Here is a 25,448-nt window from a genome sequence, read left to right on the forward strand (position 1 = left end):
ATCGACTCCTGATTGCCTTGCCTCGGCCCGCCGCGGGCCCGGTCTTCACCTTGTGTTGTCCGCCGTGCCGTGCCGGCCCGCCCTGCTACTTGCTGGACGGATACGAGCCCAGCACCTTGAAGTACGCCGCGTTGGCGCGCAACTGCTGCAGCGCGCGCTCGACCGCGGCATCGCGCTGGTGGCCCTCGATATCGACGTAGAAGTAGTACTCCCAGGCCCCGCTGCGCGCGGGCCGCGATTCGAAGCGGCACATCGACACGCCGTTGTCGGCCAGCGGCGCCAGCAGCTGGTAGACCGCGCCGGCCTTGTTCGGCACCGACAGGATCAGCGAGGTCTGGTCGCTGCCCGACGGCTCGGTCTCGTAGCGGCCGATCACCGCGAAGCGCGTGCGATTGTGCGGGTCGTCCTGGATATGCGAGCGGATGATGTGCAGGTGATAGCGATTGGCCGCGGTCTCTGCGGCGATCGCCGCCACGGTCGGGTCCTCGCTGGCCATGCGCGCCGCCTCGCCGTTGCTCGACACCGCCTGCCGCTCCAGATGCGGATAGTTGGCCGTCAGCCAGTGCTGGCACTGGGCCAGCGCCTGCGGGTGGGCGCGCACCACCGTCACGCCCTTCATGTCGGGCGACGACGCCATCAGGTTGTGATGGACCTTCAGCGCGATCTCGCCGCTGATCTTCAGCGAGGTCTGCAGGAACAGATCGAGCGTGCGCGACACCGCGCCCTCGGTCGAATTCTCGACCGGCACCACGCCGTACTCGACTGTGCCCGCCTCGACCGCGCGGAACACCTCGTCGATGCTCGGGCACGGCACGCCGGCGACCTCGTGGCCGAAGTGGGCGTACAGCGCCTGCTCGGAGAACGTGCCGGCCGGGCCCAGGAAGGCGACTTCCAGCGGCTTCTCCAGGCCGCGGCAGGCGGACATCACCTCGCGCCAGATCGCCGCGACGCTGTCGCTGCGCAGCGGCCCGGGGTTGTTGCCCTGGACCTTGCGAATGACCTGCAGCTCGCGCTCCGGCCGGAACACCGGCGCGCCGAACTTCTTCTTCACCTCGCCGACGTCCAGCGCCAGCTGCGCGCGGCGGTTCAGCATCGCCAGCAGCTCGCGGTCAACCGCGTCGATCTGCTCTCGCAGCGGCGCCAATTCCACGGACAGCGCGCGCTCCTGCTCCTCGGTCGGCATGGCCGGCTGCTGGCCCTGGGCAGCGGCCGCAGCGTTTTTATCTTGGTTCGTCATGATGGAAATCCCGATTCGCCATCGATCGGCAAGCCGCGCCCACGCAGGACCGTCTCGCCGCGGATGGCGCAATGGCCGCCGCTCAGGCGGCGCTGCGCTCGAACTCGCGCATATAGTCGATCAGCGCGGTGACACCTTCCAGCGGCATCGCGTTATACAGGCTAGCGCGCATGCCGCCCACCGACTTGTGGCCCTTGAGCTGGACCAGCCCGCTGGCGCGCGCGCCGGCCAGGAAGGCCTCGTTGCGCGATTCGTCGGCCAGGAAGAACGGCACGTTCATGCGCGAGCGGCAGCTCGGATCGATCTCGTTGCGATAGAAGGCACTCTGGTCGAGGAAATCGTAGAGCGCGCGCGCCTTGGCGATATTGCGCTGCTCGATGCCGTCCACGCCGCCCTGCCGCTTCAGCCATTTGAACACCAGCCCGGCGATATAGATCGCGTAGGTCGGCGGCGTGTTGTACATCGAATTGTTGTCGTTGACGATGCGCCAGTTGAACGCCGACGGGCACAGCGGATGCGCGTGGCCGAGCAGGTCTTCGCGCACGATCACGATGGTGACGCCGGCCGGACCGATATTCTTCTGGGCGCCGCCATAGACGACCTGCACGCGCGACCAGTCGATCGGCCGCGACAGGATATGGCTCGACGCGTCGGCCACCACCACGCGGCCGCGGTTCTGGCCGATATCCGGCACTTCCTGGAATTCGACGCCGACCACCGTCTCGTTGGTGCACAGATGCACGTAGGCGGCATCGTCGGACAGCTGCCAGCTCTTCGGATCGGGGATGCGCGCGAAACGCTGGTCCACGCTGCTGGCGGCGATATGGCTGGCGCCGTAGCGGCGGGTTTCCTGCTCGGTCTTGACCGACCAGGTGCCCGTCACGACGAAGTCGGCCTTTGGCCGTTCCGGGTTCAGGCGTCCGATCAGGTTCAGCGGAACGATGGCGTTCTCCCCGATCGCCCCGCCCTGCAGGAACAGGATGCGGAATTCCTTGGGGATCTTCAGCAGCTCGCGCAGATCGGCCAGCGCCTCGTTGTGGATCCCCCTCGAACTCCTTGCTGCGGTGGCTCATCTCCATCACCGAGATGCCGGTGCCGTGCCAGGAGAGCATTTCTTCGGCTGCCTGCTGCAGCACCTCGGCCGGCAGCGTCGCCGGGCCCGGGGAGAAGTTGTAGACACGTTCGGCCATGGCGCGCTGCATCATGGCGGCAAGGGCGGGATTCTGGGGATCGTTCATGAACGGAAAGAAAATGGCTGCTTGGGATAGCCCAAGCAGCCATTATTACCTAAAGACGCCTTTCGTTGGCGTCCCGGCGTCGCCGAGGCGGCGCACCGGACGCCGGCGCCCGGCTTACTTCGATGCCGCGGTGACTTCCTTCTCGGCGGCGTCGCGCATCGACTTGCCGACCTGGGGGCCGTACTTCTGCATCATCGAACCCCCAGATTTCCTGGGTCGCCTTGCCCTGGTTCGCCATGAACTTCTGGCCGGTCGGCGACTTCAGGAAGGTGGTCAGGTCGCGGATTTCCTGGGCGGTATAGTACTTGCCGAAGGCGTCGTAGTGCGCCTTGATGGCGTCGTTCTTGAACGCGTCGGTGCCGAACTGCTTGCCGGCGCCGTCGACCATGCGCTGCACCGCGCCGTTCTTCTTCAGCTTCTCGACCGCGGCCTGCTTCTGCGCGTCGCTCAGCGTCTTGTTCTCGACCAGCACCTGTTCGAGCACCAGCGGCGCTTCCTGCTTGGCGCCGGCCTGCCAGTTCTCGGCCTGGCCCTTGACGGCCTGGTCGGCCTGCATCACGGAGAGCAGTTCCTTGATCGCCGCGGTCTTGTCCGCGTCCTGCGCGCGCGCATGCTGCGCGACCATCAAGGCCGGAACAAAAGCAGCCAGCACAGCAATACGTCGAGTGGTGTTGAGCATTATGACTCCCTGATGAATTCGTCCGGTTTAGTCCGGTAGCGACTGGCCTAGTTCCAGCGGCCGCGCCATTGTTGCATCTGATTACGATTGAGCGCCATTGTCACCATTTGCGACATCATCGGCGCCGTTGCCGGCACCATTGTCGTCGCCGTTGGTGCCGGCATTGGTTTCGGCATTGTTTTCGGCACCGGCGCCCTCGCCTTCCGCGTCGATGTCGCCGCCGTCGCCGTTCTCGCCATTATCGGCATCGCTTTCGACGATGCGCTGCAGGCCCGAGAGCTTGGTGCCCTCGTCGACGTTGATCAGCGTGACGCCCTGGGTGGCGCGGCCCATCTCGCGGATTTCGGCCACGCGGGTGCGGATCAGCACGCCGCCGGTGGTGATCAGCATGATCTCGTGCTCCGGCGCGACCAGCGCGGCGGCGACCACGCGGCCGTTACGCTCGCTGGTCTGGATCGCGATCATGCCCTTGGTGCCGCGGCCATGTCGCGTGTACTCCGTGATCGGCGTGCGCTTGCCGTAGCCGTTCTCCGTCGCGGTCAGCACGCTGCCGACCGAGCCGGCATCCTCGGCATTCTCGGCCGGCGCGACCAGCATCGCGATCACGGTCTGGCCGTCGTCCAGGTTCATGCCGCGCACGCCGCGGGCCTGCCGGCCCATCGGACGCACGTCATTCTCGTCGAAGCGCACCGCCTTGCCGGCGTCCGAGAACAGCATCACGTCGTGCTGGCCGTCGGTGATCGCCGCGCCGATCAGGTAGTCGCCCTCGTCGAGGTCGACCGCGATGATGCCGGCCTTGCGCGGATTCGAGAATTCGGTCAGCGCGGTCTTCTTGACGGTGCCGCGGGCGGTCGCCATGAAGATGAAGTGCTCGGCGTCGAACTGGCGCACCGGCAGGATCACCGTGATCTTCTCGCCTTCCTGCAGCGGGAACATGTTGACGATCGGCCGGCCGCGCGAGGTGCGCGAGCCCTGCGGGACCTCATAGACCTTCAGCCAGTACAGCCGGCCGCGGTTCGAGAAGCACAGGATGTAGTCGTGCGTGTTGGCGACGAACAGCGTATCGATCCAGTCGTCGTCCTTGGTCGCCATCGCCTGCTTGCCGCGGCCGCCGCGCTTCTGCGCGCGGTATTCCGAGATCGGCTGGCTCTTCATATAGCCGCTGTGCGACAGCGTGACCACCATGTCCTGCGGGGTGATCAGGTCCTCGGTATCGAGTTCGGTCGCGTTCAGCTCGATCTGCGAACGGCGGTCGTCGCCGAATTCGGCGCGGATCGCGGTCAGTTCGTCGGTGATGATGGTGGTAATGCGCTCCGGACGGGCCAGGATGTCGAGCAGGTCGGTGATCGCGTCCATCACGTCGCGGTACTCCTGCACGATCTTGTCCTGCTCCAGGCCGGTCAGGCGCTGCAGGCGCATCTGCAGGATTTCCTGGGCCTGGGAGTCGGACAGGCGGTACAGGCCGTCGTCCTGCATGCCGAACACCGGCGGCAGGCCGTCCGGACGGTAGGCCGCGCGGCCGCCCGGGGTGTCGGTCTCGGCGCGCGCCAGCATCTCGCGCACCAGCTGCGAATCCCAGGATTTGGCCATCAGTTCCTGCTTGGCGATCGGCGGGGTCGGCGCGGCCTTGATGATCGCGATGAACTCGTCGATGTTGGCCAGCGCCACCGCCAGGCCCTCCAGCACATGGCCGCGCTCGCGGGCCTTGCGCAGTTCGAACACGGTGCGGCGGGTCACCACCTCGCGCCGGTGCGACAGGAAGCACTCCAGCATCTGGCGCAGGTTCAGCAGGCGCGGCTGGCCGTCGACCAGCGCCACCATGTTCATGCCGAAGGTGTCCTGCAGCTGGGTGTTCTTATATAGGTTGTTCAGGACAACCTCGGGCACCTCGTTGCGCTTGAGCTCGATCACCACGCGCATGCCGGACTTGTCCGATTCGTCGCGGATGTCCGAGATGCCTTCGATCTTCTTCTCGGTGACGAGCTCGGCGATGCGCTCCAGCAGCGTGCGCTTGTTCACCTGGTAGGGCAGCTCGTCGATGATGATCGCCTGGCGCTGGCCGCGGTCGATATCCTCGAAGTGGGTACGTGCTCGCATCACCACACGGCCGCGGCCGGTGCGGTAGCCTTCGCGCACGCCCTGGATGCCGTAGATGATGCCGGCGGTCGGGAAATCCGGTGCCGGGATCAGCTCGATCAGCTCGTCGACCGTCGCCTGCGGGTTGCGCAGCAGGTGCAGGCAGCCGTCGACCACTTCGTTCAGATTGTGCGGCGGGATATTGGTGGCCATGCCGACCGCAATACCCGACGAACCGTTGATCAGCAGATTCGGGATACGGGCCGGCAGGATTTGCGGCTCGTTTTCGGAGCCGTCGTAGTTCGGGACGAAATCGACGGTTTCCTTATCGATGTCCAGCAGCATTTCATGCGCTATCTTGGACAACCGGATTTCCGTATAACGCATGGCCGCGGCATTGTCGCCGTCGACCGAACCGAAATTGCCCTGGCCGTCGACCAGCATATAACGCAGCGAAAAATCCTGCGCCATGCGGACGATCGTGTCGTAGACCGCGGTATCGCCGTGCGGGTGATATTTACCAATCACATCGCCGACGATACGCGCCGACTTCTTATAAGGGCGGTTCCAGTCGTTGTTCAGCTCGTGCATCGCAAACAGCACTCGCCGATGGACGGGCTTCAGGCCGTCCCGTACATCGGGAAGCGCGCGCCCGACGATCACGCTCATCGCGTAATCCAGGTACGAGCGACGCATTTCCTCTTCGAGGGAGACCGGAAGGGTTTCTTTGGCGAATTGATCCATTGCGGCGTGGCTTATGCGGTTGAAACGCCCGCAAGCGGCGGTCGGCACCGGATGATCGGGTGCTGCCAGCGCGGCGGGTAACATGGCATTCTAACATGCGCCGCACCGGCTCCCCGCGCCCCTCCAACCGCCCTTCACGCTGCCCCCGCCGATCGGCAGCGCTGCCTCGGAACCCAAGCGGCACAAGGGTTTGCGGGCATCGCAAGGGCCATGTTGCACAAACACCACAGGCCCCGAAGCCATGGATTGAATCGCATATATTTACTTCTTAGGAAACGAGCCTTGTGGCACAATTCCCCAGCGAAGAGCCAGACATTGTTCGAAGTGGAGCATTCGTCACCTCGAGCGAGAAGGTTATACTCCGAAGAATGTATGACTTGTTTTCGTCCATTTGCTCGCAGTAACCCTGCGGTGATCTCATCCTGAGAGGAGAAATATGAAAAAATTTGCCAAGCTCGCGCTCGTTGCAGCTACCGCAGTAATGGCCGCATCCGCTCAAGCCCAGACCGCGTCGGTCCCCTACGAAAAGAAGGCCGTCAACGACAACTGGGGCAACGGTACGAGCGAGTACGTGTGGAAGAATGGCACGAACGAGCTCTGCTGGCGCGATAGCTCCTGGACCCCGGCCACGGCCAATGCTCAGTGCGATGGCGCGCTGGCTCCGGCTGCTGCCCCGGCTCCGGCTCCGGCTCCGGTCGCTCCCCCGGTTGTCTCGAGCGAGAAGGTCACCTTCGCCGCTGACACGCTGTTCGACTTCGACAAGGCTGTCCTGAAGCCGGAAGGCCGCGCCAAGCTGGACGACCTGGTGTCGAAGCTGTCGGGCATCACTCTGGAAGTGATCATCGCCGTCGGCCACACCGACTCGTTCGGTACCGATCGCTACAACGATCGCCTGTCGATCCGCCGCGCCGAAGCCGTCAAGGCCTATCTGGTGAGCAAGGGCGTGGAAGCCAACCGCGTCTACACCGAAGGCAAGGGCGAGCGTCAGCTGAAGGTCGATCCGAAGTCGTGCAAGGGCAACCGCACCGCTCAGATCGCCTGCCAGCAGCCGAACCGCCGCGTGGAAGTCGAAGTGGTCGGTACCCGCAGCGCTCGCTGATCGGTCCCGCTCCACGGCGAAAAAGCCCAGCGCAAGCTGGGCTTTTTTCGTCCTGCGTTTTCGTCCGGCCTCCGTCCCGTTCCTGCGGTCGCGCCGTCCGCCTGCCCTTCTGGCTCGGCACCCTGTCTCGCCTCACTCGGTCAGCAATTTCCTCCCGGCTCGCCTCAGGGAACGCATTTTGTTAGAGTTGCCCCAATTCCTAATGTCCCGCGCCGCCCGGCGCGCGCCAGATTCATGACGCCGACTTCCCCCGTGATTCACCCCACCGTCGAAACCCACCAGATCGCGCGCAACGCCGATGTGAAGGAGATCGACAAGTTCAGCGAAATGGCCCACCGCTGGTGGGATCCGAACAGCGAATTCAAGCCGCTGCACGAGATCAACCCGCTGCGGCTGGGCTGGATCGACAGCATCGCCGACCTGCGGGGCAAGCAGGTCGTGGATATCGGTTGCGGCGGGGGCATCCTGTCCGAGAGCATGGCCCGCGCCGGAGCGACCGTGCGTGGCATCGACCTGTCGACCAAGGCGCTGAAGGTCGCCGACCTGCACAGTCTGGAATCGGGCGTGGCCGTGACCTATGAGGAGATCGCGGCCGAAGCGCTCGCCGCGCGGATGCCGGCAAGCTTCGACGTGGTCACCTGCATGGAAATGCTCGAACACGTGCCCGACCCGGCCTCGATCGTCCGCGCCTGCGCCACGTTGGTCCGTCCCGGCGGCCACGTGTTCTTCTCGACCATCAACCGCAACCTGAAGGCGTATCTGCTGGCCGTGCTCGGCGCCGAATACGTGCTCAATATGCTGCCGCGCGGCACGCACGACTACGACAAGTTCATCAAGCCCGCCGAGCTGGCCCGCTTCGCCCGGCAGGCGGGCCTCGACCTGATCGAGCTGCGCGGCATGGTCTACCGGCCGCTGTCCCAGGTCTACGAGCTGAGCCGCGATACCGACGTCAACTACATGATGGCCTTGCGCCGCACCGCCTGAGCATGCCGACCTTCGACGCTGTTTTCTTCGACCTGGACGGCACACTGGCCGACACCGCCCCCGACCTGGCTGCCGCCGCGAACCGGCTGGTGGTCGAACATGGCCGCCCGCCGGTGGACTATGCGCTGCTGCGCCCGGTCGCGTCTCATGGCGCCCGCGGACTGATCGGTGCCGCCTTCGGCAAGACGCCCGAAGACCCCGATTTCCCGGCGCTGCGCGATGCCTTCCTGAACTACTACGAGGCCGATATCGCGGTGCAGACGCGCCTGTTCGACGGCATGGAAGAAGTGCTGTCTGCACTCGAATCCGCCGGCATCCGCTGGGGCATCGTCACCAACAAGATCGCCCGCTTTACCACGCCGCTGGTCAACGCCATCGGCCTGGCGCCGCGCGCAGCCGCGGTGGTCAGCGGCGACACCACGCCCTATCCGAAGCCCCATCCCGCCCCGCTGCTGCACGCCGCGCAGGTCAGCGGCGTGGATCCGAGCCGCTGCGCCTATGTCGGCGACGACCTGCGCGACATCCAGGCCGGCAAGGCGGCGGGGATGGCCACCATCACGGCGGCCTACGGCTACTGCGGCGAGGGCGAGCCGCCCGAGCGCTGGGGCGGCGACTACCTGGTGCGCCATCCCAGCGAGCTGATTCCGCTGCTCACGGCGGCCGTTCCCGCCCCCTAGGGAACCGACGCGCACGCCCGGCGTCGAAAGCGGGTACAATCCGTTTTCCTTACTGGGGCCGACCTGGTTTCGACGTGGGTTGCAAAGCAGTAGAGGGCATACCGAGGACCCGTCACCTCGTAAATCAATGGGAACGCAATAACTGCTAACGACGAACGTTACGCACTGGCAGCCTAAGGGCCGCCGTCCTCGCACTGGCTCGCTGACGGGCTAGGGTCGCAAGACCACGCGAGGTCATTTACGTCAGATAAGCCCTGCGGGTGTCACGACCTCAGGGACGAAAACCAAGTGACTCGCCGTCGTAGAGCGTGTTCGTCCGCGATGCGGCGGTTAAATCAAATGACAGAACTAAGTATGTAGAACTCTCTGTGGAGGATCTGCGGACGCGGGTTCGATTCCCGCCGGCTCCACCAGTATTCCGTCCGACGACATCCGCAAATCGATGTCCTGAAACCCGCGACAGCGTAAGCTTCGCGGGTTTTTGTTTTTCGGCTTTGCGGACCCAACCCATCCAGATCGGCGGAGCGATGGCATTATCGCGGCAATCATTCTTCACATTTCATCGAAGCAGAGCGAAACCGATGACCGCGATGACCGCCTTCCAACCCGTCCCCCTCCAATACGCCAGCCGCCTGATCAACCATGGCCCCACCGTGCTGGTCACCAGCAGCGACGGCAGCCGCCGCAACGTGATGGCCGCCGCCTGGTCGATGCCGGTCGAATTCACGCCGCCGCGCATTGCGATCGTGATCGACAAGCGGACCTTCACGCGCGAGCTGGTCGCGGCCAGCGGCAGCTTTGGCATCTGCATCCCCGGCGCGGCCGCCATCGATATGACCTACGCGGTGGGCAGCGCCACGGGCCGCGACGTCGACAAGTTCGCGCAGTTCGGCATCGCGGCCATCACCGGTCCCGAGCTTGGTCTGCCGCTGATCGAAGCGGGCTGCAGCGCGTGGATGGAGTGCCGGCTGATTCCGGAGGCGCATACCGAGGATGCCTACGACACCTGCTTCGGCGAGGTCGTGGCGGCGGCCGCGGATCCGCGCGTGTTCGCCAATGGCCGGTGGAAGTTCGATGCGGGCAACGAGGCCCTGCACACGATCCATCATCTGGGCGGCGGCAATTTCGTGCGTTCGTCCTCGACGATCGTCGCCAAGCCGATCGGCTGACCCAAACCCTGCGCCCAACCCAAGCTCGATCGTGATCGCCGCGAAGCCGATCGGCTGACCCAAAATTAGCCCCTGGCCTGAGCCGAACGCGACTTCGATCGTTCAGCGCCTGCTACCCGCCCGCAACGGCCGCAACGGCCGCAACGACCCCGACGCCGCCTGCCGCACCGCGCGCGTGACGGCGTCGAGCGCGGGCGAACGCAGCCGCCATCGGTGCCAGTACAAGGGCACGTCCAGATGGCGGCGCGGCGCGAATTCGGCGAGCGTCCCTTGCGCCAGCGGCTCGCGCACGAAGGGCTCGGGCATCATGCCCCAGCCCAGCCCACGCTGGGCGAACGCGACGAAGCCCGCGGTCGAGGGCACGTAGTGAATCGGCGGCATCGGCTGCTCGGCGTCGATGCCGATCAGCAGCGCGATAAAGCGGGCCTGCAGCGCGTCCTTGCGATTGAAGGCCAGCATCGGCGTGCGCGACAGGCTGGCGGCGTTGACGCCCTTGGCAAACGCCTGCGCGATCAGCTGCGGCGACGCGACGCCCAGATAGCGCATGATGCCGAGCGGTTCGACCGTGCAGCCCTGCACCGGCTCGGCGCTGGCGCTGACCGCCGCCATCACCACACCCTCGCGCAGCAGCGTCGCCGAATGGTCCTGGTCTTCGACGCGCAGATCGAAGACCATCGCGGGCTCGGCCGGCAAGGCGTCGAAGGTGGCGGGAAACCAGCTGTCGAGCGAATCGGCATTGACGGCGAGCGGCACGCGCAGCGGCATCCCGCCCCTGCCCCGCAAGCCATTGCCATCGGCGTCGCCCAGTTCGGCCAGCGTCTCCGCTTCGAGCAGCGCCAGTTGCTCGGTGTAGCGCGCCAGCGTGCGGCCGGCCGCGGTCGGCTGGCAGGGGCTGCCTCGTTGCAGCAGCACCTGGCCGAGCCGCTCCTCGAGCTGGCGCATGCGCTGGCTGATCGCCGATGGCGTGACATGCAGGCGCCGGGCCGCGGCCTCGAAACTCCCTTCCTGCAGCACGGCGGCGAAGGCGGCCAGTTGGCCGTTGTCGATCTTCATCGTTAGTGTTTCTAATTCAGGACAAGGAAGTTTAGTTTTTCTTTTGACGGCCGCAAAGCTACGCTTGGGCCCTTCCAACTTCGAACCTCCGACCCCATTCCCCCGATGAAGATCGACATGCCCCTGATGGCCGGCTTCCTCTCCAGCCTGGCGCTGATCATCCCGATCGGCGCGCAGAACGCCTTCGTGCTGCGGCTCGGCATCCGGCGCCAGCATCGCCTGCCGGTGGCCCTGCTGTGCGCCACCTCCGATGCGCTGCTGATCGGCGTCGGCATCGCCGGCCTCGGCGCGCTGCTGCACGCGCATCCCGGCTGGCTGACGCTGACGCGCTATGGCGGCGCGGCCTTCCTCGCGGTCTACGGCCTGATGGCGGCACGCCGCGCCTTGGATGCCGGCAAGGTCGAGCTGCAGGCCGCGGCCCCATTGCCGCTGGCGACCGCGCTGGCCACCTGTCTTGCCTTCACCTTCCTGAATCCGCACGTCTATCTCGATACCGTGGTGCTGCTCGGCGCGCTGGCGAGCCAGCATGGCAGCGACGGCCGCTGGATCTTCGGCATCGGCGCGGCGCTGGCCAGCCTGTCGTGGTTTCTCGCGCTCGCATATGGCGCCGGCCTGCTGGCGCCGCTGTTCCGGCGCCCCGTGGCATGGCGCTGTCTCGACGGCGCAATCGCCGCGGTGATGATCGGCCTGGCGTTGACGTTGGTGCTGGGCTAGCAAGCGATCGCAATGGCGGCCAGGGGGCAAGGGCGCTCCCCGGCTTCAATGCGGCCGAATTCTGCATTGCACAAATTTGTGCGATGTAACACGGAACTGACTTTCACCGCGGCTGGACGAAGAGTTGTTCCGCCGTACGGCACCGCGATCGCAATGCACTGATGCAGTGCACTACGACATCGACGCACCAGCAGCGCGCTGGCGCAGTGACGTGGTCCCGGCGGCCATCACCATGCCAACCGTCCGCCAGCAGGGAGTCACCATGGAAGTCGCCAAACGCCTGATGCTAGAGAACCGCGCCTGGGCCACCGAAGTGTTGTCACGCGATCCCGAACGCTTCAAGCGCCTGGCCGTGCGCCAGGCGCCGGACGTGCTGTGGATCGGCTGCTCCGACAGCCGCGTGCCCGCGGAGCTGATCACCAATGCCGAACCCGGCGATCTGTTCGTGCACCGGAACATCGCCAACCTGGTGTGCGAGGACGACCCCAATCTGATGAGCGTGCTGCAGTACGCGGTCGAGGTGCTGCGCGTGGGCAACGTCATCGTCTGCGGGCATCAGGGCTGCGGCGGCGTGCGTGCGTCGCTGGCGCGCGTGCCCGAGCTACCGCACGTCGATGCGCGGCTGGACAAGATCCGGCAGGTCTATCGCGCGCATTGCCGCGAGCTCGATCGCCTCGACAACGACGACGCGCGCACCGCGCGCCTGGTCGAACTGAACGCCATCGCGCAGGTGCGCAAGCTGGCCGAGATGCCGCTGGTGCGGAAGGTGTGGGACAGCGGCCGCGCGCTGCGCCTGCATGCGTGGATCTACTCGCTGGAAACGGGCCTGCTGGAAGAGCGCCTGTGCCTCGATGGCGCCGACGCCGACGCGTCGCCGGAACCGCTGGCGGCCTGACGCATTGGCGCGCTGACGCCGCCCCCAAGTACAGAGCACACAGGGTCTACGAAACGCTGCCGCAGCTCGCTGTTGCCGCGGCGGCATCGTCGTCCCACCGTCGTCCTCGAGAACGCCGGACCCGGCGGCCGACATCGAGCCGCTGGGCCCCGCGTTCGCGGCGGCGATGAGCCCCCCTTTCGTCCAACCCTCCATCGCATCGACCCCTATGAACACGGCGCCCCCTACCCCGACCGTCTCCATCCCGTCCTTGCGCGACGCCTATCTGCGCCACCTCGGCCGCGACATTCCCGCCGGCGTGGTGGTGTTTCTCGTTGCCCTGCCGCTGTGCCTGGGCATTGCGCTGGCCTCCGGCGCACCGTTGTTGTCCGGCCTGCTGGCCGGCGTGATCGGCGGCGTGGTCGTCGCCATGCTGAGCGGCTCGCAATTGAGCGTCAGCGGCCCCGCGGCCGGCCTGGTCGTGATCGTCGTCGGCGCGATCTCGACGCTCGGCGGCTTCTCCGCCTTCCTGGTCGCGGTGATGCTGGCCGGCATGCTGCAGATCGTCTTCGCGTGGCTGCGCGCCGGCGATATCGCGGCGCTGGTGCCGTCGGCCGTGATCAAGGGCATGCTGGCCGCGATCGGCCTGCTGCTGATCATCAAGCAACTGCCGGTCGCGCTCGGCCTGCCCTCGTCCGCGCCGCTGGACAGCCGGCTGGTCGACGAGGCCGGCCTGGCCGAGGCCGCCCAGCAGGCGCTCGGCATGGTGTCCGGCAGCAACCTGACGGTGGCGGCAGTGGCGCTGGCGATCCTGGTGCTGTGGGATACCGACTTCATCCGGCAACGCCGCGCGCTGCGAGCTTTGCCGGCACCGCTGCTCGCCGTGCTGTGGGGCGTGCTGTACCAGCGCTTCGCCATGCATGCAAGCCCCGATGCCGCGCTGGCGCCCGATCATCTGGTGCAGCTGCCGGCCATCGACGGTCCCGCTTCGCTGCTGGCCGAGCTGGCGCGCCCGGACTTCTCGGCGCTGGCCAATCCCGATCTGTATGTGGTCGCGCTGACGCTGGCGATCGTCGCAAGCCTGGAGACGCTGTTGAGCCTGGAGGCCGTCGACAAGCTCGACCCGATGCGCCGCGTGGCGCCGCCCAACCGGGAGCTCTACGCGCAGGGCGTCGGCAATATGGTCGCGGGCCTGCTCGGCGCGCTGCCGCTGACCGCGGTGATCGTGCGCAGCTCGGCCAATATCAGCGCGGGCGGACGCACCAAGGTGTCGGCGGTCGTGCATGGGGTGCTGCTGCTGGCCAGCGTGCTGTTCCTGTCCGACCTGCTGCGCTGGATTCCGCTGGCGGCCCTGTCGGCCATCCTGCTGCACGTGGGCTACAAGCTGGCCAAACCCGCGTTGTTCGTCGAGGCCTGGCGCAAGGGCCCGGCGCAGGCGCTGCCCTTCGTCGTCACGATCGCGGCCATCCTGGCCACCGACCTGCTGTTCGGCATCGCCATCGGCATGGCGGTGGGGATCGCGTTCACGCTGCGCCATCATGCGCAGAGCGCGATCTCGCTGACGCGCTACGAGGACTGCTATCTGCTCCGCCTGCACAAGGACGTGTCGTTCTTCCACAAGGCGCAGCTGCGGCGCCATCTGGCGAAGGTGGAAGCGGGCGGGAAGCTGATCATCGATGCGACCCGTTGCGAGCGCATCGACCACGATATCGAGGAGACGCTGACCGACTTCCAGCGCGCGGCGCGGGTAGCGGGCATCGATGTCACGCTGCGCACGCCGGGGCCGGCGGCGCGCATGCCGGCGGCATTGGCCGCCGCCGGGTCGTAGCGGCCGCCCGCATTGCGACGCGGGCGGCGAGCGGGCGGGCGGCCGGTCAATCAACCACCGGCAAATCAACCGGCAATCAACCGTCGATCAACCGGCCATCAACCCGCCCATCCAGCGGGCATCAATCGGCCTTGACCGGCTCGATCGACATCTCCTTGAGCTTGAGCTCGACCGCCTTGCCCTTGCGCGCGCGCTTGCCGACATAGGGCAGCAGGTTCGCGCCGGCCAGCTTCTGCGACGACGCCTTGCCGCCTCGGCCCTGCCCGGACACCATCAGTCCGGGCGCGCCCACCGCGGCGACCTGCTGCAGCGTTTCCTTGGGCTCCAGCTCCATCAGGATCACGCCGCGTCCGCCACCGGACAGCACCTTGATCTCGTCGAGCGCGATCAGCAGCAGGCGGCCGTTGCCGGACAGGCAGGCCGCGTGCGTCGCCTCGTCGGCGATCGGCGCGGGCGCCAGCGGGGCGTCGCCATCATCGAGCGTCAGGAAGGACTTGCCGCCCTTCTGCCGGCTGATCATGTCGCCGATCCTGCTCTGGAAGCCGTTGCCGCCGCGCGTCGCGATCAGCATGCGCTGCTCGGCCGTGCCGGCAAAGGTATGGGCGATCTGCGTGCCCGCCTGCAGTTCGACCAGCGTGGTCAGCGGCACGCCGTCGCCGCGGCCGCCGGGCAAGCCCGCGACCGGCACCGAGTAGACGCGGCCATTGGTCCCGAAGGCCAGCAGCACGTCGATCGTGCGGCATTCGAAGGTGCCGTACAGCGCGTCGCCGGCCTTGAAGGCGAACTGCTGCGGATCGTGGCCATGGCCCTGGCGCGTGCGCACCCAGCCCTTCTGCGAGACCACCACGGTGACCGGTTCGTCGATCACACGCACCTCGGCGGCGGCGCGGCGCTCCTCCTGGATCAGCGTGCGGCGCGGGTCCTTGTCGGCCGGGCTGTACTGCTTGGCGTCGGCCTCGATCTCCTTGATGATGCGACGGCGCATCATCGTCTCGGACTTCAGCAGCACGTCCAGATCGGCCTGCTCTTCGCGCAGGTCCTTCAGCTCCTGCTCGATGCGGATCGATTCGAGCCGCGCCAACTGGCGCAGCCGGATTTCGAGGATGTCCTCGGCCTGGCGCTCGGACAGGCCGAACGCCTGCATCAGCGCCGGCTTGGGCTCGTCGCCCTCGCGGATGATGCGGATCACCTCGTCGATATTGAGCAGCACCAGCATCCGGCCTTCGAGGATATGGATGCGGTCCTCGACCTTGGCCAGACGATGCCGGCTGCGGCGGGTCACCGTCTCGAAGCGGAAGGCGATCCATTCGCGCAGGATCTCGATCAGGCCCTTCTGCCGCGGACGGCCGTCGGTGCCGATCATCACCAGGTTGATCGGCGCGCCCGACTCCAGGCTGGTATGCGCGAGCAGCGTCTGCGCGAACTCCTGCTGGTCGATGTTCTTGCTCTTGGGCTCGAACACCAGCCGCACCGGCGCGTCCTTGCCGGACTCGTCGCGCACCGCGTCGAGCACGCCCAGCATGGTCTGCTTCAGTTGCAGCTGTTCCGGCGTCAGCGACTTCTTGCCGGCGCGCACCTTCGGATTGGTCAGCTCCTCGATTTCCTCGAGCACCTTCTGCGCCGAGGTGCCGGGCGGCAGCTCGTTGACCACCAGCTGCCACTGGCCGCGCGCCATGTCCTCGATGATCCAGCGCGCGCGCACCTTCAGGCTGCCGCGGCCGCCCTCGTAGATCTGCGCGATATCGGCCGGCGACGAGATGATCTGGCCGCCGCCGGGATAGTCGGGGCCCGGCATCAGCGCCAGCAGCTCGGCCAGCGTGATGTTCGGATTGCGGATCATCGCCACCGTGGCCGCCGCGACCTCGCGCAGGTTGTGCGGCGGGATTTCGGTGGCCATGCCGACCGCGATGCCGGACGCGCCGTTGAGCAGCACGAACGGCAGCCGCGCGGGCAGCAGCTTGGGCTCTTCCATCGAGCCGTCGTAGTTCGGCGCGAAGTCGACCGTGCCCTGGTCGATCTCGTCGAGCAGCAGCCGCGCGATCGGCGTCAGCCGCGCCTCGGTGTAGCGCATCGCCGCCGCGCCGTCGCCGTCGCGCGAGCCGAAGTTGCCCTGGCCGTCGATCAGCGGATAGCGCAGCGAGAAGTCCTGCGCCAGCCGCACCAGCGCGTCGTAGGCCGACTGGTCGCCGTGCGGGTGGAATTTACCCAGCACGTCGCCGACCACGCGCGCCGACTTGACCGGCTTGGCGTCGGCGCGCAGCCCCATCTCGTGCATCGCGAACAGGATGCGGCGCTGCACCGGCTTCTGGCCATCGGCCACTTCCGGCAGCGCGCGGCCCTTGACCACGCTGATCGCGTAGTCGAGATAGGCGCGTTCGGCGTAATGCGCGAGCGTCAGCGAATCGGCCGGCTCGTCGGGTTGAAACGTAATGTCTTGTTGTTCCATGGATGCTCAATACCTGCCGTCGGCGGCCGTCAGATGTCGGCCACGACTTCGTTGCCGCGTTCCTCGAGCCAGTTGCGCCGCTGCGCGGCCTCGCCCTTGCCCATCAGCATGTTCATCACGCCGACCGTCTTCGGCAGGTCGTATTCGCCCAGCGCCACCGGCAGCAGCCGGCGCGTGTCGGGGTTCATCGTGGTCTCCCACAGCTGCTCGGCGCTCATCTCGCCCAGGCCCTTGAAGCGCGAGATCTGCCACGCGCCTTCCTTGACGCCGTCCTTGATCAGCTTGTCCTGGATCGCCTCCAACTCGCCGTCGTCGAGCGCATACAGCTTCTGCGCGGGCTTCTTGCCGCGCGCCGGCGCGTCGACGCGATACAGCGGCGGGCGCGCGACATAGACGTTGCCCTGCTCGATCAGCTTGGGGAAATGGCGGAAGAACAGCGTCAGCAGCAGCACCTGGATATGCGCGCCGTCGACGTCGGCATCGGACAGGATGCAGATCTTGCCGTAGCGCAGGTTCGACAGGTCGGGCTCGTCGTCGGGGCCGTGCGGGTCCACGCCGATCGCCACCGCGATGTCGTGAACCTCGTTGTTGGCGAACAGGCGGTCGCGCTCGGTCTCCCAGGTGTTCAGCACCTTGCCGCGCAGCGGCAGGATGGCCTGGAATTCCTTGTCGCGACCCATCTTGGCCGAGCCGCCGGCGGAGTCGCCCTCGACCAGGAACAGCTCGTTGCGCGACACGTCGGTCGATTCGCAGTCGGTCAGCTTGCCCGGCAGCACGGCCACGCCGGAGCCCTTCTTCTTCTCGACCTTCTGCGCGGCGCGCGTGCGCGCCTGGGCCTGGCGAATCACCAGCTCGGCCAGCTTCTTGCCGTAGTCGACATGGTGGTTCAGCCACAGCTCCAGCGCCGGGCGGCTGAAGGTCGAGACCAGCCGCACCGCGTCGCGGCTGTTCAGCCGTTCCTTGATCTGGCCCTGGAACTGCGGGTCCAGCACCTTGGCCGACAGCACGAACGAGGCGCGCGCGAACACGTCCTCCGACATCAGCTTGACGCCCTTGGGCAGCAGCGCGTGCATCTCGATAAAGCTCTTGACGGCCTGGAACAGGCCCTCGCGCAGGCCGGACTCGTGCGTGCCGCCGGCCGGCGTGGGAATCAGGTTCACATAGGACTCGCGCACCGGCGCGCCTTCCTCGGTCCAGGCCACCACCCACGACGCGCCCTCACCCTCGGCGAAGCCTTCCTCGCCGGCATTGGCGTCGGGATCGGCGAAATGCTCGCCCTCGAACATCGGGATCACCAGCTCGGCGCCGCTGCCTTGCGCCAGCGCCTCGATCAGATAGCCCTTCAGGCCCTGGTCGTACTGCCAGGTCTGCACGGTCGGCTCCTGGCCGCTCTTCTCGATGACCAAGGTGACCTTGACCCCGGGCAGCAGCACCGCCTTGCTGCGCAGCAGCCGCTGCAGTTCGGCCAGCGGAATCGTCGCCGAATCGAAGTACTTGGCGTCGGGCCAGACCTGCACGCGCGTGCCGTTCTTCTTCTCGCCGCGCTCGATCTTGCGCGTGGTCAGCGGCGTGGTCACGTCGCCGCCGGAGAAGGTCAGCGTGGAGAAATTGCCGTCGCGCCAGACGGACACGTCCAGTCGCGTCGACAGCGCATTGGTCACCGACACGCCGACGCCGTGCAAGCCGCCCGAGAACGCGTAGGCGCCGCCCTTGCCCTTGTCGAACTTGCCGCCCGCATGCAGCCGCGTGAAGACGATCTCGACGACCGGCACCTTTTCCTCGGGGTGGATGCCGACCGGAATGCCGCGGCCGTCGTCCTCGACGCTGACGCTGCCGTCGCGATGCAGGGTGACGACGATCTCGCTGCCGAAGCCGCCCAGCGCCTCGTCGGAGGCGTTGTCGATGACCTCCTGCACGATATGCAGCGGGTTATCGGTGCGGGTGTACATGCCGGGTCGTTGCTTGACCGGCTCCAGTCCTTTCAGGACGCGGATGGAAGATTCGCTGTACTGACTGGGTTTGCTCGCCATGGAGTCGTTACGAAAGTGGGAATCGCGGCCGCCGGACATCCGCATCGGGAGGGCCGGCCAGGCCGGGCAGCCTGCATTGTAATGGAACGCCGGGGCCGCCAATCCCGTATCAAGCGGGGAATTCTGCCCCTTCCGGCGCGGCCGGCGTGCCTGCTTGCGGCCGCGGCGGACCGTTGCCGGCGCGGCCCCCGGGCCACCCCGCCGGCATAAAACCCTGGCCGGCCGGGTGAATTCGGCGGCGGCCGACGCGCGTTTTCGATGCGGAGTACACTCGCCAGCACGATTGCCCGGCAGGGCAAGACGACGGCGACGACCAAGACAACGACCACAACAACGACAACAGCAACACCCTCCGAACCGAGCCCGACAATGCCAAGAAAAGAACTCTCCCTGACCACCGTGCTGATTTGCGGCGGCCTGCTCGTCACGCTGTCGATGGGCATTCGCCACGGCTTCGGCCTGTTCAACCTGCCGATCACGCAGGCGCACGGCTGGAGCCGCGAAACCTTCGCCTTCGCGCTGGCGCTGCAGAACCTGATGTGGGGCGTGGCGCAGCCCTTCGCCGGCGCGCTGGCCGACAAGTTCGGCTCGGTCAGGGTGATGCTGGTCGGCGTGGCGCTCTACGTCGCCGGGCTGGTGGTGATGGCGCTGGCCTCCAGCGGCACGGCCTTCGCCTCGGGCGCCGGCATCATGATCGGCATCGCGCAGGCGGGCACCACCTACAGCGTGGTCTACGGCGTGATCGGCCGCGTCGCCAGCCCCGAGAAGCGGGTCTGGGCGATGGGCATCGCCGCCGCGGCCGGCTCGTTCGGCCAGTTCCTGATGATTCCCGTCGAGCAGGGCCTGATCTCGGCGATCGGCTGGCAGAACGCGCTGTTCGTGCTGGCGGTGATGGCCTGCATGATGCTGCCGCTTGTCGTCGCGCTGCGCGAGCCGCAGCAGGGCGGCGGCACCTCGGGCTTCCAGCAGACCATCGGCCAGGCGGTCAAGGAAGCGTTCGGCAACCGCAATTTCCAGCTGCTGACGCTGGGCTACTTCGTCTGCGGCTTCCAGGTGGTCTTCATCGGCGTGCACCTGGCGCCGTACCTGAAGGACCGCGGCTTCACCGACCCCAAGGTCGCCACGGTGGCGCTCGCGCTGATCGGGCTGTTCAATGTGTTCGGCACCTATACCGCCGGCGCGCTGGGCCAGCGCATGCCCAAGCGCTATCTGCTGTCGTTCATCTACCTGAGCCGCTCGATCGTGATCGCCGCCTATCTGCTGCTGCCGCTGTCGGCGTTCAGCACCTGGGTATTCGCCGCGATCATGGGCGCGCTGTGGCTGTCGACCGTGCCGCTGACCAACGGCATCATCGCGCAGGTGTTCGGCGTGCAGTACCTGTCGATGCTGTCGGGCGTGGTGTTCTTCTCGCACCAGATCGGCAGCTTCCTCGGGGCGTGGCTGGGCGGCTATCTGTACGACCGCACCGGCGCCTACGACATCGTCTGGGGCATCGCGATCGCGCTCGGCGTGGTGGCGGCCCTGGTCAATCTGCCGATCCGCGAGCAGGCGCTGGTGCGCCCGCGGGCGGCGGCCGCCTGATCATGACGACCCGCGCGCTGCGGATCATGGGCGCCGCCACGCTGGCGGCGGCGCTGGTGCTCGGCTTCATCGGCTATCTGCAGCCGGGGTTCATGGTCGATCTGACCAATATGGTGCTGGCGTGGTGCGGCTAGGTGATCGAGCCGCCGAAAGCCCCTCTCCCCGCCCCCCTCTCCCGCGCGCGGGAGAGGGGAGAAATCCACCAGCACTCGATAAGCCGATACTCCCCTCTCCCGCCTGCGGGAGAGGGGTTGGGGAGAGGGGCTTTCGGCCGATCCTGCCCTACTAGCCTTCCCCGCGGCTCTTCGCCTCCAGCACTTCCCAGCGCTCCAGCGCTTCCAGCAGCTCCATCTCGATCTCGTCGAAACGCGCCGCCAGTTGCGCGGCGCGCGGCGGATCGCTGGCGTACAGCGAGCCGTCCTCGAGCTGCCCGCCGATGGTCTTCTGCTCGGCCTCCAGCGCGGCGATGCGCTCCGGCAGCGCGTCCAGTTCCCGCTGCTCCTTGTACGACAGCTTGACGGTCCGATTGGCGCCGCGCGCGTCGCGGCCCGCGGCCTTGACCGCTTCCTCGGCGCCGGCGGGCTTGCCGGTATCGGCTCCCCTTGCCCGCATCGGCACCCTTGCGTTCGGCGCCCTTCTGGGCCTGCGCCGAAGCCTGCGGGCCCGCGCTGCGCTCCGATTGCCGCACCCAGTCCGAATAACCGCCGACGTATTCGCGCCAGCGGCCCTCGCCCTCCCATGCGATCGTCGAGGTCACCACGTTGTCGAGGAAGGCGCGGTCGTGCGACACCAGGAACACGGTGCCGGCGTAGTCCTGCAGCAGTTCTTCCAGCAGTTCCAGCGTTTCGATGTCGAGGTCGTTGGTCGGCTCGTCGAGCACCAGCACATTGGCCGGCCGCGCGAACAGCCGCGCCAGCAGCAGGCGGTTGCGCTCGCCGCCGGACAGCGACTTGACCGGCGAACGCGCGCGCTCCGGCGCGAACAGGAAATCGCCCAGATAGCTCATCACGTGCTTGCGCTGGCCGTTGACCTCGACCCAGTCGCTGCCCGGGCTGATGGTGTCGGCCAGCGACGTCTCCAGATCCAGCTGCGTACGCATCTGGTCGAAGTACGCGACCTGCAGGTTGCTGCCGTTCTTGACCACGCCGGCGTCGGGCGCCAGTTCGCCCAGGATCAGCCGCAGCAGCGTGGTCTTGCCCGCGCCGTTGGGGCCGATCAGGCCGACCTTGTCGCCGCGCATGATGGTGCCGGTGAAGTCGCGCACCACGGTGCGCTCGCCGAAGGACTTGGTCACGTCGATCAGCTCGGCGACGATCTTGCCGGAGCGCTCGGCCTGCGAGACCTCCAGCTTCACATTGCCCTGCACCTCGCGCCGCGCCGCGCGTTCCGCGCGCATCGTCACCAGCCGCTGGATGCGCGCGACGCTGCGCGTGCGGCGCGCCTCGACGCCCTTGCGGATCCAGACCTCTTCCTGCGCCAGTAGCTTGTCGAACTTGGCCTGCTCGACCTGCTCGGCGGCCAGCATCTCGGCCTTGCGCGTCTGGTAGGCGGCGAAATTGCCCGGGAAGGACACCAGCTTGCCGCGATCGAGCTCGACGATGCGCGTAGCCACGCGATCGAGAAAGGCCCGATCGTGGGTGATCAGCAGCACGCTGCCGCGAAAGCCCAGCAGCAGATCCTCGAGCCAGCGGATCGCTTCGACATCGAGGTGGTTGGTCGGCTCATCGAGCAGCAGGATGTCCGGCTCGGCCACCAGCGCCTGCGCCAGCGCCACGCGCTTGCGCGTGCCGCCGGACAGCGCGTCGACGCGTGCCACCGGATCGAGCCCCAGGCGCGCCAGCGTCGTCTCGACGCGCGTGCGCAGCTGCCAGGCATCGGCCGCGTCGAGCTCCGACTGCAGCCGATGCAGTTCGGCCAGCGTCGCCTCGTCGTGATGCTCGGCCAGCCGGTTGGCGGCATGTTCATAGGCGACCAGCAGATCGTGCGCGGCGCCCATGCCCTGCGCGACCGCATCGAACACCGTGATGTCCGCCGCGAACTCCGGTTCCTGCGGCACGTAGGCGGTGGTGATGCCCTGCTGGCGCGCGATCAGCCCGTCGTCGGGCGCGGCCAGGCCGGCCACGATCTTCAGCAGCGAGGACTTGCCCGAGCCGTTGCGGCCGATCAGGCCGACGCGTTCGCCGGCCTCCAGCGAAAAGTCGGCGTGGTCGAGCAGCGCCACGTGGCCAAAGGCAAGCTGGGCATCGGAAATGGAGAACAGGGCCATGACTGCGAAGGAAGAGCGAAGGAAGGAGGCGCAGGATGAAGGCTCGCGAGCGCCGAGGCGGGCACGAAGGACGCGGCGTCAGCGTGGCACGGCGCGCATACGGTCGGATCGGCGGCGAGCCGGCATTGTAGAGCATGGCGCCGCGACGGCGCGGGCCTCGCCGACGGACGGCCAGTGCGGACGGCCAGTGCGGACGGCCAGTGCGGACGTCCAGTGCGGACGACCAGTGCGGACGTCCAACGCGGGCGTCTAACGCGGACGACCAGCGCGGACGGCTAGCGCGGCATCGCCGGCAGCCGCAAGCGGGCCTGGGCGCCGCCCTCCGGCCGGTTGCCCAGCGTCAGCTCGCCACGGTGCAGCAGCGCCACCTCGCGGGCGAAGCACAGCCCCAGCCCGGTGCCCTTGTCGCGGCCGCCCGGCCGCGGCAGCGAGTAAAAGCGCTCGAACACCCGCGGCAGCGCGTAGTCGGGGATGCCGGGGCCGCTGTCGGCGACCGTCACGGCGAGCACGTCGCCGTGTTGGCCGTGTCCGCCATGGTCGCCGTGGCCGCCGCGTTCGCGGCGCAAACCCAGCGCGACGGTGCTGCCCGCCGGCGCGAAGTCGACCGCGTTCTCGACCAGATTGGCGAGCGCCTGCCGCAGCAGGAACGGATCCCCGAGGACTTCGGCGGACCCGGCGTCGGCCTCCACGTGCGGCGACAGCACGACGCCGCGCTGCCGCGCGCGCGGCTCCAGCTCGGCCGCCAGTTCCGCCAGCAGCGGCGCCAGCGCGACCGGCCGCGGTGCCTCCAGCTGCTGGCGCTGCTCGACCTCGGCCAGCGCCAGCAGCTTGGCGACCATCTCGGCCAGCCGCCGCGCCTGGCTGTCGATATTGCCGACGAAGCGGGCGCGGTCGGCCGCGGGCATGTCCTCGCGCAGCAGTTCCGCCGCGCCGCGGATTGCCGCCAGCGGGCTCTTCATCTCGTGCGTCAGCGTGTGGATGTAGTGCTCGACGTACTGCTTGTCCTCCAGCCGCAGGCGCATGGTCTCCATCGCCCTGCCGAGTTCGGCCAGCTCGCCGGCGCCGGACAGCGGCATCGCGGCGCGCTCGCCCGCGGCGACCGCGCGCGCATAGCGCCGCAGCCGGCGCAGTCCGTTCGCCAGCCACAGCGTGCAAGCCAAGCCGATCGCCGCCGCCACGCCCATCAGCAGCAGCCCGTGCAGCAGGATCCGATGCTGGCTGCGCGCGATCACCGGCGCCATCACCGCGTTGGGCTTGGCCACCGTCAGCACGCCCAGCAGGCGCTCGCCGTCGCGGATCGGCGCCGCGACGTACATCACCGTGCTGCCGTCGTCGTCGGGATCGCTGCGCGTGCTGCGCGCGCCGTACTTGCCGCGCAGCGTCAGGTAGACGTCGTTCCAGCGCGAATAGTCCTGGCCGACCGCGGTGCCGGCCGAATCGAAGCGCACGATGCCGTCGGTGTCGGTGACATAGACCCGGTAGCCGATTTCGCGCTTGCGCAGGCCCCACAGCTGCGCGTCCAGCGGCGCGTCGCGCAGGCCGGTCAGCTGGCGCGCAAAGGCGCCGTCGGCGATGCGGCCCTCGCGCATGTCGTCGACCGCCAGCGCGGCGAGCGCGTGCGCGGTATCGATCAGCGTGTCCTCCATCGCCTGCCGCACGCCCGGCTTGACCTCCTGCACGAACACGCGCAGCGTCAGCCAGGCCGCCAGCCCGACGATCAGGAAGAAACCCAGGAAGATGCGCAGGCCGATCCGCACGCGTGCCGGTCCCGCTCAGATCGCCAGCGAATAACCCATGCCGCGATGGGTGCGGATCGGGTCGTCGTCGCCGGCCGCGCGCAGCTTCGGCGCGCAGCGTCTTGATATGGGTGTCCACGGTGCGGTCGCTGGTGTCGAGCGCATCGTCCCAGACCAGATCCATCAGCTGCGCGCGCGAGTAGATACGGCCCGGATGGTCGGCCAGCAGCGCGAGCAGCCGGTATTCGTAGCGGGTCAGGTCGAGCCACTGGCCGCGGTAGGCCAGCCGGGCCCCGTCGCGATCGTGCACGAATGGCGGCGCGGACTGCTGCGCGGCCTCCTGGGCGGGTGTCGATGGCACGCCCTCGCTCCGGCCGCGCATGCGACGCAGGATCACGCGGACGCGCGCCGCCAGTTCGCGCGGCGAGAACGGCTTGACCACATAGTCGTCCGCGCCGATCTCCAGTCCGACCACGCGATCGATCTCCTCGTGGCGCGCCGTCAGGAAAATCACCGGCACATCGGAAAAGGTGCGCAACGTGCGGCAGACCTCGAAGCCGTTCAGGTCCGGCAGGCCCACGTCGAGGATCACCAGGTCGACCGGCTGCGCGCGCAGGCGGGCAATCGCTTCGCTGCCCAGCGCGCAATGCTCGACCAGCATGCCTTCGGTGCGCAGCGCATAGAGGATCGTATCGGCAATGGCGGACTCGTCGTCGACCACGAGGATCGACGGGACATGCGTGGCGTTGGCTTGCATGGAAGGGCTTGCAGGCGGCTGCGGCGGAAAATGGGAGGCAGGAAGCGGGTCCGTCATTCTAGTCGAGCGCGCCGAAAGGGGCCCCGACCCTGCCGCTGGCGCCGGCGATGGAAGTAGAGCCGCTGCGCGGCCCAGCGCAGCGGCGGGGGAATACAGCATCCACTCGAACAGGCGGTCGGACTGGCAGCGGTCGAACAGCCAGCGCAGCGCACGCTTGACGCGAAAACGCGGCGTGGCGCGCAGGACGGTGCGCTCGGGCG

15 protein-coding genes, 1 other RNA gene and 4 pseudogenes are annotated in these 25,448 nt (G+C 67.7%); 10 read left to right on the forward strand and 10 right to left on the reverse strand.

What is annotated here, in order from left to right:
* Positions 1 to 85: 85 nt before the first annotated feature.
* From pheA to gyrA, 4 genes and pseudogenes are all read right to left on the reverse strand, one after another.
* Positions 86 to 1,237: a prephenate dehydratase gene (gene pheA, locus OJJOAM_RS04630; protein WP_422649009.1), complete on the reverse strand. Its 1,152-nt coding sequence runs from the start codon at positions 1,235 to 1,237 to the stop codon at positions 86 to 88.
* 82 nt (positions 1,238 to 1,319) lie between these two features.
* A pseudogene (serC, locus tag OJJOAM_RS04635) lies at positions 1,320 to 2,475 on the reverse strand (3-phosphoserine/phosphohydroxythreonine transaminase).
* A 114-nt stretch (positions 2,476 to 2,589) separates the two neighbouring features.
* A pseudogene (locus OJJOAM_RS04640) lies at positions 2,590 to 3,154 on the reverse strand (DUF2059 domain-containing protein).
* 81 nt (positions 3,155 to 3,235) lie between these two features.
* Positions 3,236 to 5,974 carry a DNA gyrase subunit A gene (gene gyrA / locus OJJOAM_RS04645; protein ID WP_422649010.1) on the reverse strand — a complete coding sequence of 913 codons (2,739 nt, stop codon included), beginning with the start codon at positions 5,972 to 5,974 and terminating at the stop codon, positions 3,236 to 3,238.
* 436 nt (positions 5,975 to 6,410) lie between these two features.
* Between gyrA and ompA the strand changes: the two genes are divergently transcribed.
* From ompA to OJJOAM_RS04670, 5 genes are all read left to right on the forward strand, one after another.
* Positions 6,411 to 7,073, forward strand: a complete 663-nt coding sequence (gene ompA, locus OJJOAM_RS04650; RefSeq protein ID WP_023265125.1) for an outer membrane protein OmpA — start codon at positions 6,411 to 6,413, stop codon at positions 7,071 to 7,073.
* Between the two features lie 234 nt (positions 7,074 to 7,307).
* Complete coding sequence (ubiG, locus tag OJJOAM_RS04655; RefSeq protein ID WP_422649011.1) at positions 7,308 to 8,057, forward strand: bifunctional 2-polyprenyl-6-hydroxyphenol methylase/3-demethylubiquinol 3-O-methyltransferase UbiG; 750 nt, start codon at positions 7,308 to 7,310, stop codon at positions 8,055 to 8,057.
* Positions 8,058 to 8,059: 2 nt separating this feature from the next.
* On the forward strand, positions 8,060 to 8,734 hold the full coding sequence (gene gph / locus OJJOAM_RS04660) for a phosphoglycolate phosphatase (RefSeq protein ID WP_422649012.1): 675 nt from the start codon (positions 8,060 to 8,062) through the stop codon (positions 8,732 to 8,734).
* A 54-nt stretch (positions 8,735 to 8,788) separates the two neighbouring features.
* Positions 8,789 to 9,147: a transfer-messenger RNA gene (gene ssrA / locus OJJOAM_RS04665) on the forward strand.
* A 177-nt stretch (positions 9,148 to 9,324) separates the two neighbouring features.
* Positions 9,325 to 9,903, forward strand: coding sequence for a flavin reductase family protein (locus OJJOAM_RS04670; protein ID WP_422649494.1), 579 nt, complete (start codon positions 9,325 to 9,327; stop codon positions 9,901 to 9,903).
* A 102-nt stretch (positions 9,904 to 10,005) separates the two neighbouring features.
* On the opposite strand, the gene OJJOAM_RS04675 is transcribed toward OJJOAM_RS04670, so the two are convergent.
* Entirely contained in the window at positions 10,006 to 10,956 is a 951-nt protein-coding gene (locus tag OJJOAM_RS04675) for a LysR family transcriptional regulator ArgP (protein ID WP_422649013.1), read from the reverse strand.
* Positions 10,957 to 11,061: 105 nt separating this feature from the next.
* Here OJJOAM_RS04675 and OJJOAM_RS04680 point away from each other — a divergent pair, with 105 nt between their 5' ends.
* The 3 genes from OJJOAM_RS04680 to OJJOAM_RS04690 all read left to right on the forward strand — a co-directional run bounded on the left by OJJOAM_RS04680 (position 11,062) and on the right by OJJOAM_RS04690 (position 14,372).
* Entirely contained in the window at positions 11,062 to 11,670 is a 609-nt protein-coding gene (locus OJJOAM_RS04680) for a LysE/ArgO family amino acid transporter (protein ID WP_422649014.1), read from the forward strand.
* Between the two features lie 262 nt (positions 11,671 to 11,932).
* On the forward strand, positions 11,933 to 12,565 hold the full coding sequence (locus OJJOAM_RS04685) for a carbonic anhydrase (RefSeq protein ID WP_422649015.1): 633 nt from the start codon (positions 11,933 to 11,935) through the stop codon (positions 12,563 to 12,565).
* 208 nt (positions 12,566 to 12,773) lie between these two features.
* Entirely contained in the window at positions 12,774 to 14,372 is a 1,599-nt protein-coding gene (locus tag OJJOAM_RS04690) for a SulP family inorganic anion transporter (protein ID WP_422649016.1), read from the forward strand.
* A gap of 121 nt (positions 14,373 to 14,493) precedes the next feature.
* Here OJJOAM_RS04690 and parC read toward each other — a convergent pair whose 3' ends face one another.
* Complete coding sequence (parC, locus tag OJJOAM_RS04695) at positions 14,494 to 16,818, reverse strand: DNA topoisomerase IV subunit A (RefSeq protein WP_422649017.1); 2,325 nt, start codon at positions 16,816 to 16,818, stop codon at positions 14,494 to 14,496.
* 29 nt (positions 16,819 to 16,847) lie between these two features.
* Entirely contained in the window at positions 16,848 to 18,848 is a 2,001-nt protein-coding gene (locus OJJOAM_RS04700) for a DNA topoisomerase IV subunit B (protein ID WP_422649018.1), read from the reverse strand.
* A 369-nt stretch (positions 18,849 to 19,217) separates the two neighbouring features.
* Here OJJOAM_RS04700 and OJJOAM_RS04705 point away from each other — a divergent pair, with 369 nt between their 5' ends.
* Positions 19,218 to 20,429: an MFS transporter gene (locus OJJOAM_RS04705; protein WP_149317871.1), complete on the forward strand. Its 1,212-nt coding sequence runs from the start codon at positions 19,218 to 19,220 to the stop codon at positions 20,427 to 20,429.
* 2 nt (positions 20,430 to 20,431) lie between these two features.
* Positions 20,432 to 20,563, forward strand: coding sequence for a hypothetical protein (locus tag OJJOAM_RS04710; protein WP_302480484.1), 132 nt, complete (start codon positions 20,432 to 20,434; stop codon positions 20,561 to 20,563).
* A 151-nt stretch (positions 20,564 to 20,714) separates the two neighbouring features.
* Here OJJOAM_RS04710 and OJJOAM_RS04715 read toward each other — a convergent pair.
* From OJJOAM_RS04715 to creB, 3 genes and pseudogenes are all read right to left on the reverse strand, one after another.
* Positions 20,715 to 22,695: pseudogene (locus OJJOAM_RS04715) on the reverse strand (ATP-binding cassette domain-containing protein).
* Positions 22,696 to 22,970: 275 nt separating this feature from the next.
* Entirely contained in the window at positions 22,971 to 24,452 is a 1,482-nt protein-coding gene (creC, locus tag OJJOAM_RS04720) for a two-component system sensor histidine kinase CreC (RefSeq protein ID WP_422649019.1), read from the reverse strand.
* Between the two features lie 15 nt (positions 24,453 to 24,467).
* Positions 24,468 to 25,188 (reverse strand): annotated as a pseudogene (gene creB / locus OJJOAM_RS04725) (two-component system response regulator CreB).
* Between the last annotated feature and the right edge of the window lie 260 nt (positions 25,189 to 25,448).

It is taken from the genome of Cupriavidus sp. H18C1, assembly GCF_049311595.1.
GTDB lineage: Bacteria > Pseudomonadota > Gammaproteobacteria > Burkholderiales > Burkholderiaceae > Cupriavidus > Cupriavidus cauae.